Origin of the sequence: Agrobacterium sp. NPDC058088 (assembly GCF_042885035.1) — a bacterium.
Taxonomy (GTDB): domain Bacteria; phylum Pseudomonadota; class Alphaproteobacteria; order Rhizobiales; family Rhizobiaceae; genus Agrobacterium.
In genome coordinates, this window is sequence record NZ_JBHVSU010000002.1 from 275804 (window position 1) to 291233 (window position 15430).

Here is a 15430-nt window from a genome sequence, read left to right on the forward strand (position 1 = left end):
GACGAGAGTGGGATGGCTCCCGAAGGCGAGACAACGGGCGGTGCGGATCGTGGGGTTCTCCATCGCGAGGAGCACAGTGGCAATTTATTGTGCGATGCGTTAGAGCTATGCCTATGTTGACAGTCATAATGGAATGCCGGGATCAGGAACCGGAACTGGCGCACACGCTGTCCGCGCTTGTCACCGGTGCCGTGGAAGGGCTTGTGAGCGATGTGGTGATCCTCGATCACGGTTCGCGCGATGGGTCGTCGCGCGTCGCCGATGCTGCCGGCTGCCGTTTTTATGGACAATGGGACATTCAGGAGATCCTGCACTCCGCGCGTGGCGGTTGGCTGCTGTTGATTGAGCCCGGTGCTCGACCCCAGGCGGGCTGGATCGACGAAATTCTGGAATATGTGGCGATCTGCCCCCTGCCTGCGCGCTTTTCGCCGTCGCGTTATCACCGGCGGAATATTTTCAGCCGTGTGCTGCGCCGCGCGCAGCCGCTGGAACACGGATATCTCCTGCCCAAGACACATGCGCTGTCGATTGCCAAATCGGGCATGAGCCTGACGCAACTGGTTGGCGGGCAGAAGCCACGCCGGCTGAATGCCGAAATAGTGCCCGCCTGGGCGCTGCGGGCCTTGGCCTGAGGCGAATTGCGCACGTTGCCAAGAGCCATGATGGAATAAGAGCGCGCTAAACTTCAGCGATACTATAATATTCTACTCGACTTATGAGGGAATAAAGAGCAGTCTCGACCCGTTTTCCAAAGGAGGGTCGCATGCTCTGTGAAGTCTCTCAATCTTCGATGCTTGTAACTGTTTTGTGCGGTCTCGTTACCCTTGTCGCGCCGACGGCTGCGATGTCCCAGGCGGCATGTGGGGCCGGCGGGATCGTGTTCAAGAGCAAGGAACTCAAAGTCGATGCCGACGGTGCACCGAATTCCTATCTCGTCAACGGCAATGGCTTGTCCTACACCTGTGATGGCGTGACGGCGGTCGGCTCCACGCCGAAGACCGATCCGGATGGCTGGCAGTACAAATGCCGTGCAGCCTGGAAGAAAGCCGTGGCAACGGGCGATTACTCGAAAGTCAGAATTTTTGGTTTTTCCAAGGACAAGAACAATAAACCGATCGTCCAGAAAGACGGCGATCCCCTGCCTGGAAAGGCCTTCATCACGGAAACCTCCGTCCCGGTTCCAGACGGTCCTGTTGGAACACAGAGGCATTGGGTGGATGCCAATGAAATTCCCTATGTGGTTCTTTCCGATCGTTTCGTGAGGAGCTATGGCGTGAAGGACGGCGATATCGCTGTCATCTATCGTCCGGCGACGGGAAAATTCGCCTATGCGGTTTATGGCGATGGCGGTGATCTTGGCGAAGCCTCGGTGCGGCTGCATCAGGATATCGGAAATAATCCGCTGGTGAACAATGGGGGCGTGATGCGCGCCAAGTCGGGCATCGCCGATAAAACCAGAAACGGGCCGGTCGCCATCGTGACCGTTGTTTTCCCGGGCAAAACCACACATCCAACGGTTGACGCAAAAAAATGGCGTGAGGAAATTGCCGCCGAGGGGAAGACCCAGTTTGAACAATGGGGCGGCGTTCGAAAACTGGTGGAATGCGCCCGTTAAAGCAGGTAGCCCCGGTGATATGAAATGGGCGGCATAATGCCGCCCAAACACCCCATCCCGCCAGAAAAGTTGGCGTTTACGGGCCGTTCTGCCGAATTGTTACGCCACCAGAACCTTACCGGGGTTCATGATGCCCGCGGGGTCGAAGGCGTGTTTGATGCGGTGCATCAGCTCCATTTCGATGCCGGGCCGGATGGCGGCCAGTTCATCGCGTTTCAGCTGGCCAATGCCATGTTCGGCCGAAATGGACCCGCCGAACGACAGCACGATGCCATGCACGATCTCGTTCATGTCCCGCCAGCGGCCAATGAATTCGGCCTTGTCGGCACCCACCGGCTGGGAGATGTTGTAGTGGATGTTGCCGTCACCAAGATGGCCGAAGGCGCAGACGCGGGCGCCGGGAATGGCGGCAAGCACAGACTTTTCCGCCGTCGCCATGAATTCCGGTATTTTCGACACCGGAACGGAAACATCATGCTTGATTGAGCCGCCCTCCGGCTTCTGCGCATCCGACATGCTTTCACGCATGTGCCACAGCGCCTGACGCTGGGCTTCCGATGCGGCGATCACCGCATCCTCGACCAGTCCGGCCTCAAAACCGCGCTCCAGCAGCGATTGTATCATCGTATCCGCCGTCTCCGCAGAATCAGAAGTGGAGATATCGATGAGCGCGTACCAGTCATGCGGCTGGCCCAGAGGGTCACGCACGCCGGGAATATGCCTGGCGGTGAACTCGACGCCGATTCGCGGCATGAGTTCGAATCCGGTCAGCGCCGTGCCGCAGAGATTGGAGGCCATTTCGAACAGTTTCAGGGCGTCCTCAGTGGAGGCTAGTCCGGCAAAAGCGACCTGATGGCCAAGCGGTCTGGGGAAAAGCTTCAGCACCGCGCCGGTGATGACGCCCAGCGTGCCTTCCGAACCGATGAAGAGATCGCGCAGATCGTAGCCCGTATTGTCCTTTTTCAGCCGGCGCAGCCCGTTCCAGATTTCACCTGTCGGCAGCACAACTTCGAGCCCGAGGCACAGCTGGCGCATATTGCCATAGGCAAGCACCGCCGTGCCGCCGGCATTGGTGGCGAGATTGCCGCCGATGCGGCAGGAACCTTGCGAACCGAGCGACAGCGGGAACATGCGCTCCACCGTGTCGGCGGCCTTGTGAATGTCGTCGAGAATGCAGCCGGCATCTGCGACGATGATGTTGGCGACGGCGTCGATGTCGCGGATGCGGTTCATGCGCTCCAGCGACAGGATGATATCGGTGCCATCCGCGCGCGGGGTCTGTCCGCCCACAAGGCCGGTATTGCCGGTTTGCGGCACGATCGGCGTGCCGGTTTCGCTGGCGAGTTTCAGGATGGCAGCAACCTCTTCGACCGAACCGGGCTTGAGCAGCAGTGGCGAGGCGCCGCGATAAAGTCCGCGATTTTCCACCAGACGCGGCGCCATTTCCGCCGGGTCGCGCACCGCATTTTTTTCGCCGACAATGGCGGTGAAACGGTCGAGGATGTCGGAGGAGGGGATGGCGGTGGTCGTCATGGGCGGCGTCTCGCTGTCTTTGGAAACATGGGCGAAAGGGGTGGGTGCGGTCAGCCTCGCGGCGCGGCGGCGCGGGAAAGGCGGTCGTTGATCGCCTCTCCGAGACCATGGGTGGGAATGGCGGTAATGGCGATGGTGTCCGCACCGCTCGCATCGGCGGCTTTCAGATAATCAAAGAGGTTGGCGGCGGCCTCGGCAAGATCGCCGGAAGGGCTGAGGTCAAGAATGGTGCGCGCGGTCTCTTCACCGGACACCGCAATGCCGCCGAAACGGATCAGCGCTTCACCCGGCAGAACCGACGTGGTGCCGAGGCGGACATTGGCGCCCGGCGCATAATGTGAGGCCAGCATTCCGGGTGCTTCGATGGCGGCGGACGCCTTTTTCGGTCGCTCGAGCCTGACGCCGGCAATGCGCTCGATCTCCTCGGTGACGATGCCGCCCGGGCGAAGCAGCCGTACCCGCCCGTCCTCCTCCACCTTGACGATGGTGGATTCGACACCGACGGCGGCTGCACCACCATCGAGAATGAGATTGATCTTCTTCCCGAGATCGGCTTCCACATGGGCGGCACTTGTCGGGCTGATCTTGCCGGAACTATTGGCGCTGGGGGCGGCGAGCGGCTTGCCGAACCGGCGGATGAGATCACCGGCAAAACCCTGCGGCACGCGAATGCCGACCGTATCCAATCCGGCCGTCGCCAGCGAATGAATGTCGCTTTCCGGGTTCAGCGGCAGAACGAGTGTCAGCGGCCCGGGCCAGAAAGCCTCTGCGAGTTTCCGTGATATCGGGTCGAAAATCGCATAACGCTCTGCCATGGCGATGTCGGCCATGTGGCAGATTAGCGGGTTGAACTGCGGCCGGCCTTTGGTCTCGTAAATACGGGTAATCGCCGCCGGATTGGTGGCGTCGGCGGCAAGGCCATAAACGGTTTCCGTCGGCAGTGCGATGGGCCTGCCGTCCGCAAGCTCGGCAACGGATGCCTGCAGGGCGGTTTCCCGCTCGTTTTCGATGTTGATATGACGCGCCATGATGCTGCCTTTCAGGGCGGTCAATAGCGTATTTCAGGGCAGAGTGGGAAGCGCTAATGCATGTCGCCTGAAAGTGGTCTTCGGTTTCGGGACAACGACATGCATGAAACAAATAAAGATAAAGCGCTCCAGGCGCTTCATCGTGCTTTTATATCGCCCTGATGATCCTGCGCATCTCCTCCGAGCGTGCCCCGAGCATGAGCACGTTTTTCAGCGCCACGCGCGGATCATGCGTCTGGAATAGCAGGCCGCTGCGATGGAAGGAGGTGTCGATGGCGATCTCCCGATCGGGAAGCGCGTTGATGGCGACGGCGAAATACATGCGCGAATAGCGCGCATCTATATTTTCGAAGAAGTTTTCGGCCCCGCTCAGTTCGGCAAAGAAATTCGCGAAATAGAAGGACCAGAGCACATGGCGTTCGGCATCGAAGCTCGTTTTCGCCGCCGTGACATGGCAATAGCCGAGATGTGGCCGGTCATTGAGCAGATGGTGAAAAACCATCTTTGGAAAACGGATGGACTGGTGAAAGGAGTTGAGACGGCTGTGGGTGGCATCGGCGGCAGCTTCCAGCTTCCGCCCGGTCAGCGCAGCCACCTCGTCATGGCTGTAATAGACCCTTTCCCGGGGCAGCCAGCGCTCTTCATAACGGCTGATGCGACCCGTGCGCAGGAAGTCGGAATGCGCGGTCTTCGATCGTATCGGCGTGACCGAATGCCTTGCCGCATCGAAATAGCGTATGCGTGTCGCCTTCTCCACCGGAAGCGCCCCCGTTGCTGTCGTGCCTGCAAGATAGTTTAGGGCGCGTTAATACTCCGTTGCGCCGCACCTCCCGTTTTCTAATGGGTGGAGAGGAGGGCAGGCGCTATCATGCGTCATAATGCGACGTCATTTCCGGCACTGAATAGCTGTTGGATTTCCCAGCGGAATAGGCAGCGAGGGCGAATTGCGCATGTCGCAATTTGTCGCCAATGCGGAAGGTAATGTCGCTGTTTGTGCTGCCGCAAATGACCGCCGGTGTTTAGATGAGGACATGCTTCCGCAACCCCGCAAATGGTGCCGGGCAGGGCGGTTTGATCGAGGATTTGGCCATGGAATTGCGTGATACCGTATTGCGCCAGCTGAAAAACCGCCGCGAAGGCTTCAGCCTGGAACAGCCCTTCTACACGGACCCGGATTATTTCCAGCTGGACATGGAGACAATCTGGTATCGCGATTGGCTGTTTGTCGGCCATGATTGCGAAGTGCCGAAGGCCGGTAACTACATCACCGTTCAGGTCGGCGCCTATTCCGTTGTCATCATTCGCGGTCGCGACGGGCAAATTCGCGCCCTTCACAATTCCTGCCGCCATCGTGGTTCCCGCGTCTGCTCTTCCCACAAGGGCCAGTCCGCCCGCCTCGTCTGTCCCTACCACCAGTGGACCTACGATCTGGACGGAAAGCTGCTGTTTGCCCGCCATATGGGCGATGATTTCGACAAGGCTGAATTCGGCCTGAAGCCGGTCGCCTGCGAAACGGTCGCCGGTTACGTCTTCATCTGCCTCGCCGACCAGCCTGCCGATTTCGCGCCCATGCGCGCCGAGGTCGAGAGCTACATGGCGCCGCACCGCATCTGGGAAGCCAAGGTCGCGCATGAAAGCACCATCGTCGAGAAGGGCAACTGGAAGCTGGTCTGGGAAAACAACCGCGAGTGCTACCATTGCGCCGCCAACCACCCCGAACTCTGCCGCACTTACCCTGAAAACCCGAGCGTGACGGGAACGGATGGCGGCGCGAGCGATCCCGAAATCGGCGGCCACTGGGCGCGCTGCGAGGCAGCCGGCCTGCCGAGCCGTTTCAAGATCGATCCGCAGGGCCAGTTCCGTGTCGCCCGCATGCCGCTGATCGGCGAGGCGGAAAGCTACACCATGTCGGGAAAACGCGCCGTGCGCCGGCCGCTGTCTGACGATGTCAGCATCAGCCATATCGGCGCGCTGCTGCTGTTCCACTATCCGACGACCTGGAACCACTTCCTCGGCGATCACACCATTTCTTTCCGGGTGCTGCCGCTCAATGCCAACGAGACCATGGTCACCACCAAATGGCTGGTGCACAAGGACGCGGTGGAAGGCGTTGACTACGATCTGGAAGACCTCACCCACGTCTGGAACGAGACCAACGATCAGGACCGCCGCATCGTCGAGGAAAACGCTTTCGGTATCCGCTCGCCCGCCTACCAGCCCGGCCCTTATTCCATGGAAGACGAGGGCGGCGTGATGCAGTTCGTCAACTGGTATTCCGATTTCATGATCGACCGGCTGTCCGGCGACAAGGCCCGGCTTTCGGCCGTAGCGTGATGCGAAGATGAATATGGTTGTGAACTACAAGCACATAGACGAGATGAAGCCGTGGAGCGACAAGCTCCAGCTGCTGGAATGCATTTCCGTGACGCCCGAGACCCCGGACGTGATGACGTTTCTGTTCCGCTCGGAGGATCAGAACTGGTTCCGTTATCTGCCGGGCCAGTTCGTCACGCTGGAATTGCCCGTGGGTGCGGAGCCGCTTTACCGCACCTACACCCTGTCTTCCAGCCCGTCGCGGCCCTATGCGCTGTCGGTCACAGTCAAGGCGCAGGCCAACAGCATTGGCACGCGCTGGATGTTCGATAATCTGAAGCCCGGCATGAAAATCCGGGCGCTCGGACCGCTCGGCGACTTTTCTTACGTCAAGCATCCCGGCGACAAATATCTGTTCATCTCAGCAGGCTCCGGCGTCACGCCGATGATGTCGATGGTGCGCGACATGAGCGACCGCGCTCCGCAAAGCGACATTGCCTTCATCAATTGCTCGCGCACACCCGGCGATATCGTCTTCCGTCACGAGCTGGAATATCTCGCCCGCTTCATGCCGAACCTGTCGCTCGGCTTCATCGTCGAGAAATGCGGCCGCACCGATCTGTGGTCCGGCCTGAAGGGTATGGTCGACAAGGCCAAGATCGCGCTGCTCGCGCATGACTTCATGGAGCGCACCGTCTTCTGTTGCGGGCCGGAGCCGTTCATGGCCGCCGTCCGCTCGATGCTCGATGCCTCAGGCTTCGATATGAGCCGCTATCATCAGGAAAGCTTCGCGCCGGCGGCCCCGGTCTCGGTCGGTGAAACAGTTCTCACCAGTGCGGATGGTGAAGCGCTGTCGATGGTGGGTTTCACGCTTTCTGGAAAGGAGCTGGCCTGCCAGCCGGGTCAGACGGTGTTGATGACGGCGCGAGCCGCCGGTGTGCGTATCGGCGCCGCCTGCGAATCCGGCATCTGCGGTACCTGCCGGGTGCTGAAGCTTTCCGGCGAGGTGGAGATGAACCACAATGGCGGCATTCTCGATGAGGAAATCGAGGAGGGCTATATTCTCGCCTGCTGCTCGCGGCCATTGACCGACGTCAAGGTTGAAGCGTGACGTCCAACGGTGTCCTGTTGCAATCCTTATTCGCCGGATAGTTGTCTGGAACCAAATTTTCCGAAACTCGTTTGCACGTCATCGAATTCTTTTCGGGCAAGGGGCTGACCCTGATTTCCGGCAAGAGAGCGGTGAAAGGCGCTGATAAAGGCGTCAGAGCAAATGGAGGAAGATCATGCTGAATGTCCGGACAACGAGCGTCGCTACAGCGATTGTCGTGTTCTTAACCAGCTTCACGCCATCGCAGGCGTTTCAGGTGCCGGTGCCAATCTCCAAGCCGGCGGTAGCGACCGAAAACGTCGTGCCCGTACAGTACCGTGAGTGGGATCGCCGCCGCCATTGGGACGGTCGTCATATGCGTCGTCCGCCCCCGCATCGTGACGGGTTTTACAATGGTCATCGCGGCTACCGTGACCGTCGCCCGGGCTACCGTTATCACAACGGTTACTGGTTCCCGCTCGCTGCTTTCGCCACCGGCGCTATCATTGGCGGCGCAATGCAGCAGCCGCGTCCGGCCTATGGCGGCAGCCATGTCTCCTGGTGTCAGAACCGCTGGCGTTCGTATCGCGCGTACGACAACACCTATCAGCCCAACAGCGGCCCGCGTCGCATCTGCGTCTCGCCATACAGCCGTTAATTGCAAAAGCAAAAGCCCGGTCTTTACCGGGCTTTTGTCTGAGCCCGGAATTGTCGGGGTTTTGATAAACGAAGCGTGATCGCTCCGTTAATCGTGGGTTCAGCCACACGTCCCTAGGCTGTAGAAGTATACGACACCGCCCACACAAAGGCGGAAATCAGAACAACAGAAATTCACGTTATACGGCCTGTCGACCGTCGTGAATGGAGGAAGTCAGATGAAAAGCTATGTGAAGAATATCCTGGCTGTCGGTCTTTCTGCAATCGTGGTTGCAGGCGCGATCGTTCCGGCCGAAGCCGCAATGCCGCTGCCCGTCGCGCCGAAGAGCGTTGAATCCACCGGCAAAGACGCCAGCAAGAATATCGTCAACGTCCAATACTGGCGTGACCGCGATGGCTGGGGCGATCGCCGCGGCTGGTATCGCGGCCACCGTGGTTATCGCGATTACCGTCCGGGCTATCGTCATCATGACGGCTACTGGTTCCCGCTCGCAGCCTTTGCAACGGGTGCCATCATTGGCGGCGCGCTGTCGCAGCCGCGTGAAGTCTACCGCCCGGTTCCGGAATATAGACCGCGCCCGGTCTACCGGGAATATAGACCGGTTCGCCGCGGCAACATGAACCAGGCCCACGTCAACTGGTGCTTTGGCCGTTATCGTTCCTACGATGCCTATAGCAACACGTTCCAGCCTTATAACGGCCCGCGTCAGACCTGCTATTCGCCATACGGCTGATAGAAATACCAGGCTAAGATCGACAGAGCCGTCCGGTCACGACCGGGCGGCTTTTTGCTGTCACAATATGCGCGCCCTCTTCAGGACGAACCAGGCTAGCGCCACAGAGATCACGATGAAAATGCTCGCCGCCATGGTGCCACCGGTGCCGACCGTGAATGGAAGCTCGTCCGTATTCATGCCAAAGAAACCGGTCACCAACGATGGCGGCAGCAGGAATGCCGTCATCAGCGACAGGATGTAGAGGTGCCGGTTGGTTTCGGACGAAAGTTTGGAATCGATTTCTTCATGCAGCAGCCTTGCGCGCTCCTGCAGCGCGTAGACGTCGTGATCGACGGCCTCGAGCCGTCCCATCAGACGAGAGGCGACATCCTCGAAACCATCAGGCATCTCGTCGTCATCGGCGGCCGAGGCGCGCCGCATCAGGGTGAGCACCGTGCGCAAATGCCGGTGCAGGCGCACGACCGTTCGGCGCAGCGGCGCAAGCCGACGCCGCTCATCGCGGTTCTCGCTGTCATAGACCATATCCTCGATGGCGTTCAGCTCCTCCGTCGTCTCCATCACCAGATTGATGAGAGAGCGCTGGAATTCGGCAACGAGACCTTCAAAGACATGGGATGGCGTGAGATAACGGTTGGAATTCTTGTCGACCGCCGCCTTCAACCGATCTACCGAGTGAAGCGGTTGCAGGCGGGTGGTGATAATAAAGCGGTCACTCACGGCGAAATGCAGCCAGCCGAAATTGCGTGTTTCCTGGTCGAACTCCCGCTGGAAATCGACCAGCGTGCCGTAGAGCGATTTTTCATCGACCACGATGGACGGATGTGTCTCATGGGTGGTGAGGCTTGCCCTTGCCGCCGGATCAAGCCCGACGATCGTTTCAAGGAAGCCTGCAACCCGCTGGTCGGCGAGATTGAGATGCAGCCAGTAGAACCCCTCATATCCGGCCATTTCCTCGAAACCGGCATCGGGCGCCAGCCGCCGGCACGGGGCTTGACCCGGATGGAAGTGATAGGCCCAGACAAGGCCGGGAATGGTGGGCGTTATGAGATCCATCGTGGCAGTCCTGACCGGCTGGATGGGAGGAGGGGAGGCGTCCGTCGTTCCGGTGTTGGAGCGGCAGCGGCGAGGCGCCTGTCTGCGCATGCTGAGCAAATTCACATGACAGTTTTATAACAATCCCGCCGAAATGATGGGAATTTTCAAATTGACGTTTACGTAAAAATCATTTAGCCCGAAATCAGTAGCAGGATACAAAAGCTTCGGGAGGAGGCAGCATGTATAGCGCGCCGGTGGATGATATCGCCTTTACACTCAAGCATGTGGCGGGTCTTGATGGCGCGCTCTCACAGGGTGTTCTGGGACACCTCAGTGAAGATCTCGTCGATGCCATTCTTGAGGAGGCCGGCCGTTTCGCGACCGAACAGGTTGCGCCGCTTGCCGATGTTGGCGACCGCCAGGGTGCAAAGCTCGCCGACGGGAAGGTAACGACGCCGGACGGATGGGCCGATCTTTATCGCCGCTGGGCGGAAGCGGGCTGGAACAGCCTGACGGCGCCGGAAGAATTTGGCGGCCAGAACCTGCCGCATATGCTCAATGTCGCAGCGCTTGAAATGTGGAATTCCGGCTCCATGGCTTTTGCGCTCGCACCGACGCTGACCATGGGCGCGGTGGAAGCGCTCGTCGCCCACGGCAGCAATGATCTGAAACGCCTCTATCTTCCCAAGCTCGTTTCCGGCGAATGGACCGGAACGATGAACCTCACCGAACCGCATGCGGGATCGGACCTCGGCGTGTTGAAGACCCGGGCGGAGCGCAATGGCGACGGCACCTATCGCATCTTTGGGCAGAAGATTTTCATCACCTGGGGCGAACACGACGCGGCCGACAATATCATCCACCTCGTTCTTGCCCGTCTGCCGGATGCGCCGGCCGGCACCCGCGGCATCTCGCTGTTCCTCGTGCCGAAATTCTTACCCGATGAGAACGGCGCGCCGGGCAGCCGCAACGACCTGTTCTGCCATTCGCTGGAGCACAAGCTCGGCATCCATGGCTCACCCACCTGCACGATGATCTTCGGTGACGGCAGGTTCGGAGACGAAAAGGGCGCGCTCGGCTGGCTGATCGGCGAGGAGAACAAGGGCCTTGCCTGCATGTTCACCATGATGAACAACGCCCGCCTTGCCGTCGGCATGCAGGGTGTGGCGATCTGCGAAGCGGCAACCCAGAAGGCGATTACATACGCCAAAGAACGCACGCAGGGCAAGGCGCCCGGCTGGCAGGGCTCCGGCATGAGCCCGATCATCGAACACCCTGACATCGCCAGAACGCTGCTGACGATGAAGGCGCTGACACAGGGATCACGGGCGATTTCCTTCAGCTGCGCTCATGCCATAGACATGGCGCATGCGAGCGAAGACGCCTCCCAGCGCGCTCACTGGCAGGAGCGCGCTGCCCTTCTCACCCCGATCGCCAAATCCTTCTCCACCGATGCCGGCGTCGATGTCGCATCCATGGGCATTCAGGTGCATGGCGGAATGGGCTTCATCGAGGAGACAGGTGCTGCGCGTTATCTGCGCGATGCCCGCATCGCCCCGATCTACGAAGGCACCAACGGCATTCAGGCCATCGATTTGGTGCTGCGCAAGCTGCCGCTTTCCGAGGGTACGCAGGTGCGTGGCTTCATCGCCGAACTGCGTGAGATCGCTGCCCGGACCGCTGCTTCAAACCGCGACGATCTCGGTGAAACGGCCCGTTATCTGGAAGCAAGCCTTACTGATCTGGAAGCGACGACCGAATGGCTGCTCTCCCGTATCAAGGCAGGCGAAACCGAAACGGCGCTCGCCGGCGCGACTGCCTATCAACGCCTCTTTGGTCTGGCGCTGACCGGTGCTTATCTCGCCAAGGGCGCTTTGGCCGCCGTCGATGATGGCAGGGGCGCACATCGTGCGGCGCTCTGCCGTTTCGCTGCGGAAAACCTGCTGGCGGAAACGGCGGCGCTGAAGGATCGAGTCATCGCTGGTGCGGCCAGCCTTGCCGCTGCCCGCGCCCTTTTAGCTTGAGGAGTTTCAGATGTCGGACAATCATATTCTCGTCGAGCCGGTTGGCCATGCGCCTGAGGTTCTGACCATCCGCTTCAACCGGCCGGACAAGAAAAACGCCATCACCGATGCCATGTATCTGCGCATGGCGGATGCTCTCCATTCCGCCAATGCGAACCCCGAAATCCGGGTGGTTGCGTTTCTCGGCACGGAAGGCTGCTTTTCCGCCGGCAACGACATGGCCGATTTCCTTGCCTTCGCTATGTCGGGTGGCAAGGGCAAACTCGCGGCACTGGACCTTTTGAAAGCGCTGGTCGCCTTCGAAAAGCCGCTGGTCTCAGGCGTGGATGGGCTCGCCATCGGCATCGGCACGACGCTGAACCTGCATTGCGACCTCACGGTTGCCTCCAGCCGCAGCCTGTTCAAGACACCCTTCGTTGATCTGGCGCTGGTGCCGGAAGCGGCCTCCAGCCTGCTCGTGCCAAAACTCATCGGTCACCAGCGCGCCTTTGCGCTGCTTGCGATGGGCGAGGGGTTCTCCGCCGAACAGGCAGTGCAGGCCGGGCTGATCTGGAAAGTCGTCGCGCCTGAACATGTCGAAACCGAAACGCTGGCACTCGCCACCCGCCTTGCCGCCAAACCGCAGCAGGCACTGAAGATCGCCCGCGATCTGGTCCGCGGCAACCCGCAGGACATACTTGCCCGCATCGAAGAGGAAGGCCGCCATTTCATCGCGCAGCTGCAAAGTGCCGAAGCGCGTGCGGCGTTTGAGGCCTTCATGCGGCGTTAAGCCCACAAGAACACGATAAGTCGCTCTCTGGCTGGGAGCCCGCCGCTTGTTTCTTCTCCCCGCCGGGGAGAAGTCCGCGGCAGCGGGATGAGGGGGCAAGCTCTCGCTTCATCGCTGGCGTCGCCATTCATCCGACCCTTCGGGCCACCTTCTCCCCTCGGGGAGAAGAAACAGTCGGCATCGTCGGAGCGAAGCCTCTGTGCGTGCGACGGCGGATTATGTATGGTCGATCAAGCCGGTCCGGTAAAGACGGATCGCAACCCTCCGTCCGAAGGCCTCCGCATGCGTCACGTCGTTTTCTCCCTGACCGTCTTCCTGGCCGCCACAACGTTTGGCGAAGCGGCAACAATTGCGCCCCCACCCGTGGCTTCCGGAAAGGATATCATTCTGGCGCAGTCATACGATGATGGCAGCCAGGACTATTACTCCGGCAAAAATTACGATCGCCAGCGTCGCGCGCGTTTCGTCTGCGTCATCACCCCGCCGGAGAGCGCCAATCGCCGCCGGCCCTATATCTGCCCGCTGGAACGGGGCCGCGTTGGCGGCTCCTGCCGCTGCTCGGGCGTGGTCGGCAACGGTACGGTCGATACGGCCTGGTGATTATTTCTCCAGCACTGCCACCGCTTCCACATGCGGCGACCACAGGAACTGGTCGACCGGCGTGACGCGGGTAACGCGATAGCCGCCTTCCGTGAGGATGGCGAGATCGCGCGCCAGCGTCAGCGGATTGCAGCTGACGGCAACGATCTTCTTCACCGTGCTGCGGGCAAGCTCCTTGCACTGGAATTCCGCACCGGCGCGTGGCGGATCGAACACGACCGCGTCGTAATTCTTGAGTTCGCTTGTCATCAGCGGCCTGCGGAAAAGATCGCGCTTCTCGACGCTGACCGGCTTCAGGCCCTGCGTGTTACGGGCGGCGAAATCGAGTGCCTTCAACGGTTTGTCTTCCGCTTCTACCGCATGCACCTTGCCGACGCGCGCAAGCCGCAGTGCAAAGGTGCCGGAACCGCAGAACAGATCGGCAATACGTTTGGATTTGCCGACATGGGCAAGCACCAGCTCCGCCATGGCGTCTTCGGCCTGCTTCGTCGCCTGCGTGAAACCGCCGGCCGGTGGCGAAACCGGAACGCCGCCGAATTCGATGATCGGCTTCTGCGGTTCGATCAGGATTTCACCCGACAGCGAAACGCGGGCAATGCCGCGCATGGCCAACACCGTTTCCGTGAGCGTCCGCCGTTGCTTGTCGTTGACTGACTTGATGCCCTCGACGGAAATATCGAGACCGGAGAGCGTTTCAAGAACGGTGATGCGGAACGGCTCTGCATTCGCCACCATCGAAAGCCCGATGGCTCTGATAGCATCGAGCCGCGAGACGATGCCGGGCGAGGTGACGGGACATTCCTCGATGGCCACGATGTGATGGCTGTTTGCCTGGCTGAAACCGAGCAGCAGGCCCTTTTCCGTCTTGCGGGCGGCAAACACCGCACGACGGCGTTCGCCGGGGCGACAGATGACGAGATCGTCGACATCAGCTGTCAGACCCTTCGACTTCAGCGCCGAAACAACCAATTCACGCTTGTAGGCGCGGTAAGGCGCATCGGCGAAATGCTGCAGCGAACAGCCGCCGCAGGTGCCGTTCTTTCCCTCGGGGCCGAAGTGGCGGCAGGCGGGTTCGCGTCGGTCTGCCGAGGCCTGTGTTATCGACATGACGGTGCCCTGATCCCGCACCTTGGCAATCGCCACCGTTTCGCCGGGCAATGTGAAGGGCACATAGACCGGGCCGTCGGGACAGTGCGCCATGCCATCGCCCTGCGCACCGAGGCTCTTGATGGTAACGGTCTGGGTGCTCATGGCTTTTCGCCTCCGAGAAGAAATTCGACATTGCCGTCACCGCCGGAGATTGGCGAGGGAATGAGACCGAGGCTTTTCCAGCCCATGTCCTCGACGAGCCAGCGTTCCAGCTCTGCCGCCACGGCGGGCGCGGTTTCCGGCTCCTTGAGAAGCCCGGCCTTGCTGATGGCGTCCCGCCCCGCCTCGAATTGCGGCTTGACCAGCAGGACGGCGCGCGCACCCGGCTCGGCAAGCTCAAGCGCGGGGGCAAGCGCCAGCTTCAGCGAAATGAAGGACACATCGGAAACGATGAAGCCAATGGGTCGTTCATCGATATCATCGGGGGTGAGGAACCGCGCATTCAGCCCTTCCAGACTGGTCACGCGCGGATCGTTCTCAATCCTTGGATGGATCTGCCCGTGGCCGACATCGATGGCGACGACATGTTTCGCGCCGCGATGCAGCAGAACCTCGGTGAAGCCACCCGTCGACGCACCGACATCAAGGCAGTCAAGGCCTCTCGGATCGAGCCCGAAATGATCGAGCGCTGCCGTGAGCTTGAGGGCGGCACGCGAGACGTAAGCCTGCGCCGGATCGGTAATGGCGATCTTGACGTTTGCAGCCACGGTCTGGCTTGGTTTGGTGACGATTTTGCCGTTCACGCTCACGGTGCCGCGCGACACCGCATCGCGCGCACGCGAGCGGCTGGCAAAGTGGCCACGCGACACAAGTAGCTGGTCTAGCCGTTCATTTTCAGATGTTTTGGACATGATCCCGTGTCAATGACCGCCAAACCCCG

The 15430-nt window shown here is 60.5% G+C and carries 15 protein-coding genes; 9 read left to right on the forward strand and 6 right to left on the reverse strand.

Annotated elements, in window-relative coordinates:
* Positions 1-113: 113 nt before the first annotated feature.
* On the forward strand, positions 114-632 hold the full coding sequence (locus ACFVTJ_RS06580; RefSeq protein WP_386905718.1) for a glycosyl transferase: 519 nt from the start codon (positions 114-116) through the stop codon (positions 630-632).
* Positions 633-790: 158 nt separating this feature from the next.
* Positions 791-1615, forward strand: coding sequence for a glycoside hydrolase family 75 protein (locus tag ACFVTJ_RS06585; protein WP_386905720.1), 825 nt, complete (start codon positions 791-793; stop codon positions 1613-1615).
* Between the two features lie 99 nt (positions 1616-1714).
* Here ACFVTJ_RS06585 and ACFVTJ_RS06590 read toward each other — a convergent pair whose 3' ends face one another.
* From ACFVTJ_RS06590 to ACFVTJ_RS06600, 3 genes are all read right to left on the reverse strand, one after another.
* Positions 1715-3148 (reverse strand): FAD-binding oxidoreductase, encoded by a 1434-nt coding sequence (locus tag ACFVTJ_RS06590; RefSeq protein ID WP_386905722.1) that lies wholly within the window; start codon positions 3146-3148, stop codon positions 1715-1717.
* 50 nt (positions 3149-3198) lie between these two features.
* Positions 3199-4176: an L-threonylcarbamoyladenylate synthase gene (locus tag ACFVTJ_RS06595; RefSeq protein WP_386906876.1), complete on the reverse strand. Its 978-nt coding sequence runs from the start codon at positions 4174-4176 to the stop codon at positions 3199-3201.
* A gap of 148 nt (positions 4177-4324) precedes the next feature.
* Entirely contained in the window at positions 4325-4933 is a 609-nt protein-coding gene (locus ACFVTJ_RS06600) for a DUF6656 family protein (protein ID WP_386905724.1), read from the reverse strand.
* A gap of 332 nt (positions 4934-5265) precedes the next feature.
* Here ACFVTJ_RS06600 and ACFVTJ_RS06605 point away from each other — a divergent pair, with 332 nt between their 5' ends.
* From ACFVTJ_RS06605 to ACFVTJ_RS06620, 4 genes are all read left to right on the forward strand, one after another.
* Complete coding sequence (locus tag ACFVTJ_RS06605; protein ID WP_386905726.1) at positions 5266-6510, forward strand: aromatic ring-hydroxylating dioxygenase subunit alpha; 1245 nt, start codon at positions 5266-5268, stop codon at positions 6508-6510.
* 7 nt (positions 6511-6517) lie between these two features.
* The gene (locus tag ACFVTJ_RS06610; RefSeq protein ID WP_386905728.1) at positions 6518-7600 is read left to right on the forward strand and encodes a 2Fe-2S iron-sulfur cluster-binding protein; all 1083 of its coding nucleotides are present in this window, start codon (positions 6518-6520) and stop codon (positions 7598-7600) included.
* Positions 7601-7775: 175 nt separating this feature from the next.
* The gene (locus ACFVTJ_RS06615; RefSeq protein WP_386905729.1) at positions 7776-8237 is read left to right on the forward strand and encodes a BA14K family protein; all 462 of its coding nucleotides are present in this window, start codon (positions 7776-7778) and stop codon (positions 8235-8237) included.
* 217 nt (positions 8238-8454) lie between these two features.
* Positions 8455-8970 carry a BA14K family protein gene (locus ACFVTJ_RS06620; RefSeq protein ID WP_386905731.1) on the forward strand — a complete coding sequence of 172 codons (516 nt, stop codon included), beginning with the start codon at positions 8455-8457 and terminating at the stop codon, positions 8968-8970.
* 60 nt (positions 8971-9030) lie between these two features.
* On the opposite strand, the gene ACFVTJ_RS06625 is transcribed toward ACFVTJ_RS06620, so the two are convergent.
* The gene (locus tag ACFVTJ_RS06625) at positions 9031-10026 is read right to left on the reverse strand and encodes a transporter (protein WP_386905732.1); all 996 of its coding nucleotides are present in this window, start codon (positions 10024-10026) and stop codon (positions 9031-9033) included.
* Between the two features lie 221 nt (positions 10027-10247).
* Between ACFVTJ_RS06625 and ACFVTJ_RS06630 the strand changes: the two genes are divergently transcribed.
* The 3 genes from ACFVTJ_RS06630 to ACFVTJ_RS06640 all read left to right on the forward strand — a co-directional run bounded on the left by ACFVTJ_RS06630 (position 10248) and on the right by ACFVTJ_RS06640 (position 13401).
* Positions 10248-12032 (forward strand): acyl-CoA dehydrogenase, encoded by a 1785-nt coding sequence (locus ACFVTJ_RS06630; protein WP_386905734.1) that lies wholly within the window; start codon positions 10248-10250, stop codon positions 12030-12032.
* Between the two features lie 10 nt (positions 12033-12042).
* The gene (locus ACFVTJ_RS06635; protein WP_386905736.1) at positions 12043-12801 is read left to right on the forward strand and encodes a crotonase/enoyl-CoA hydratase family protein; all 759 of its coding nucleotides are present in this window, start codon (positions 12043-12045) and stop codon (positions 12799-12801) included.
* 282 nt (positions 12802-13083) lie between these two features.
* On the forward strand, positions 13084-13401 hold the full coding sequence (locus tag ACFVTJ_RS06640; protein ID WP_386905738.1) for a hypothetical protein: 318 nt from the start codon (positions 13084-13086) through the stop codon (positions 13399-13401).
* Here ACFVTJ_RS06640 and ACFVTJ_RS06645 read toward each other — a convergent pair whose 3' ends face one another.
* Entirely contained in the window at positions 13402-14652 is a 1251-nt protein-coding gene (locus tag ACFVTJ_RS06645; RefSeq protein ID WP_386905740.1) for a class I SAM-dependent RNA methyltransferase, read from the reverse strand.
* Positions 14649-15401, reverse strand: coding sequence for a TlyA family RNA methyltransferase (locus ACFVTJ_RS06650; protein ID WP_386905742.1), 753 nt, complete (start codon positions 15399-15401; stop codon positions 14649-14651). Before ACFVTJ_RS06650 ends, ACFVTJ_RS06645 begins: the two co-directional genes overlap by 4 nt.
* Positions 15402-15430: the final 29 nt, after the last annotated feature.

What these genes read in the sequence shown, in the direction of transcription:
- ACFVTJ_RS06580 (WP_386905718.1), top strand. Translation starts at nt 114, where the DNA reads ATGTTGACAGTCATAATGGAATGCCGGGATCAGGAACCGGAACTGGCG.
- ACFVTJ_RS06585 (WP_386905720.1), top strand. Translation starts at nt 791, where the DNA reads ATGCTTGTAACTGTTTTGTGCGGTCTCGTTACCCTTGTCGCGCCGACG.
- ACFVTJ_RS06590 (WP_386905722.1), bottom strand. Translation starts at nt 3,148, where the DNA reads ATGACGACCACCGCCATCCCCTCCTCCGACATCCTCGACCGTTTCACC.
- ACFVTJ_RS06595 (WP_386906876.1), bottom strand. Translation starts at nt 4,176, where the DNA reads ATGGCGCGTCATATCAACATCGAAAACGAGCGGGAAACCGCCCTGCAG.
- ACFVTJ_RS06605 (WP_386905726.1), top strand. Translation starts at nt 5,266, where the DNA reads ATGGAATTGCGTGATACCGTATTGCGCCAGCTGAAAAACCGCCGCGAA.
- ACFVTJ_RS06610 (WP_386905728.1), top strand. Translation starts at nt 6,518, where the DNA reads ATGAATATGGTTGTGAACTACAAGCACATAGACGAGATGAAGCCGTGG.
- ACFVTJ_RS06615 (WP_386905729.1), top strand. Translation starts at nt 7,776, where the DNA reads ATGCTGAATGTCCGGACAACGAGCGTCGCTACAGCGATTGTCGTGTTC.
- ACFVTJ_RS06620 (WP_386905731.1), top strand. Translation starts at nt 8,455, where the DNA reads ATGAAAAGCTATGTGAAGAATATCCTGGCTGTCGGTCTTTCTGCAATC.
- ACFVTJ_RS06625 (WP_386905732.1), bottom strand. Translation starts at nt 10,026, where the DNA reads ATGGATCTCATAACGCCCACCATTCCCGGCCTTGTCTGGGCCTATCAC.
- ACFVTJ_RS06630 (WP_386905734.1), top strand. Translation starts at nt 10,248, where the DNA reads ATGTATAGCGCGCCGGTGGATGATATCGCCTTTACACTCAAGCATGTG.
- ACFVTJ_RS06635 (WP_386905736.1), top strand. Translation starts at nt 12,043, where the DNA reads ATGTCGGACAATCATATTCTCGTCGAGCCGGTTGGCCATGCGCCTGAG.
- ACFVTJ_RS06640 (WP_386905738.1), top strand. Translation starts at nt 13,084, where the DNA reads ATGCGTCACGTCGTTTTCTCCCTGACCGTCTTCCTGGCCGCCACAACG.
- ACFVTJ_RS06645 (WP_386905740.1), bottom strand. Translation starts at nt 14,652, where the DNA reads ATGAGCACCCAGACCGTTACCATCAAGAGCCTCGGTGCGCAGGGCGAT.
- ACFVTJ_RS06650 (WP_386905742.1), bottom strand. Translation starts at nt 15,401, where the DNA reads ATGTCCAAAACATCTGAAAATGAACGGCTAGACCAGCTACTTGTGTCG.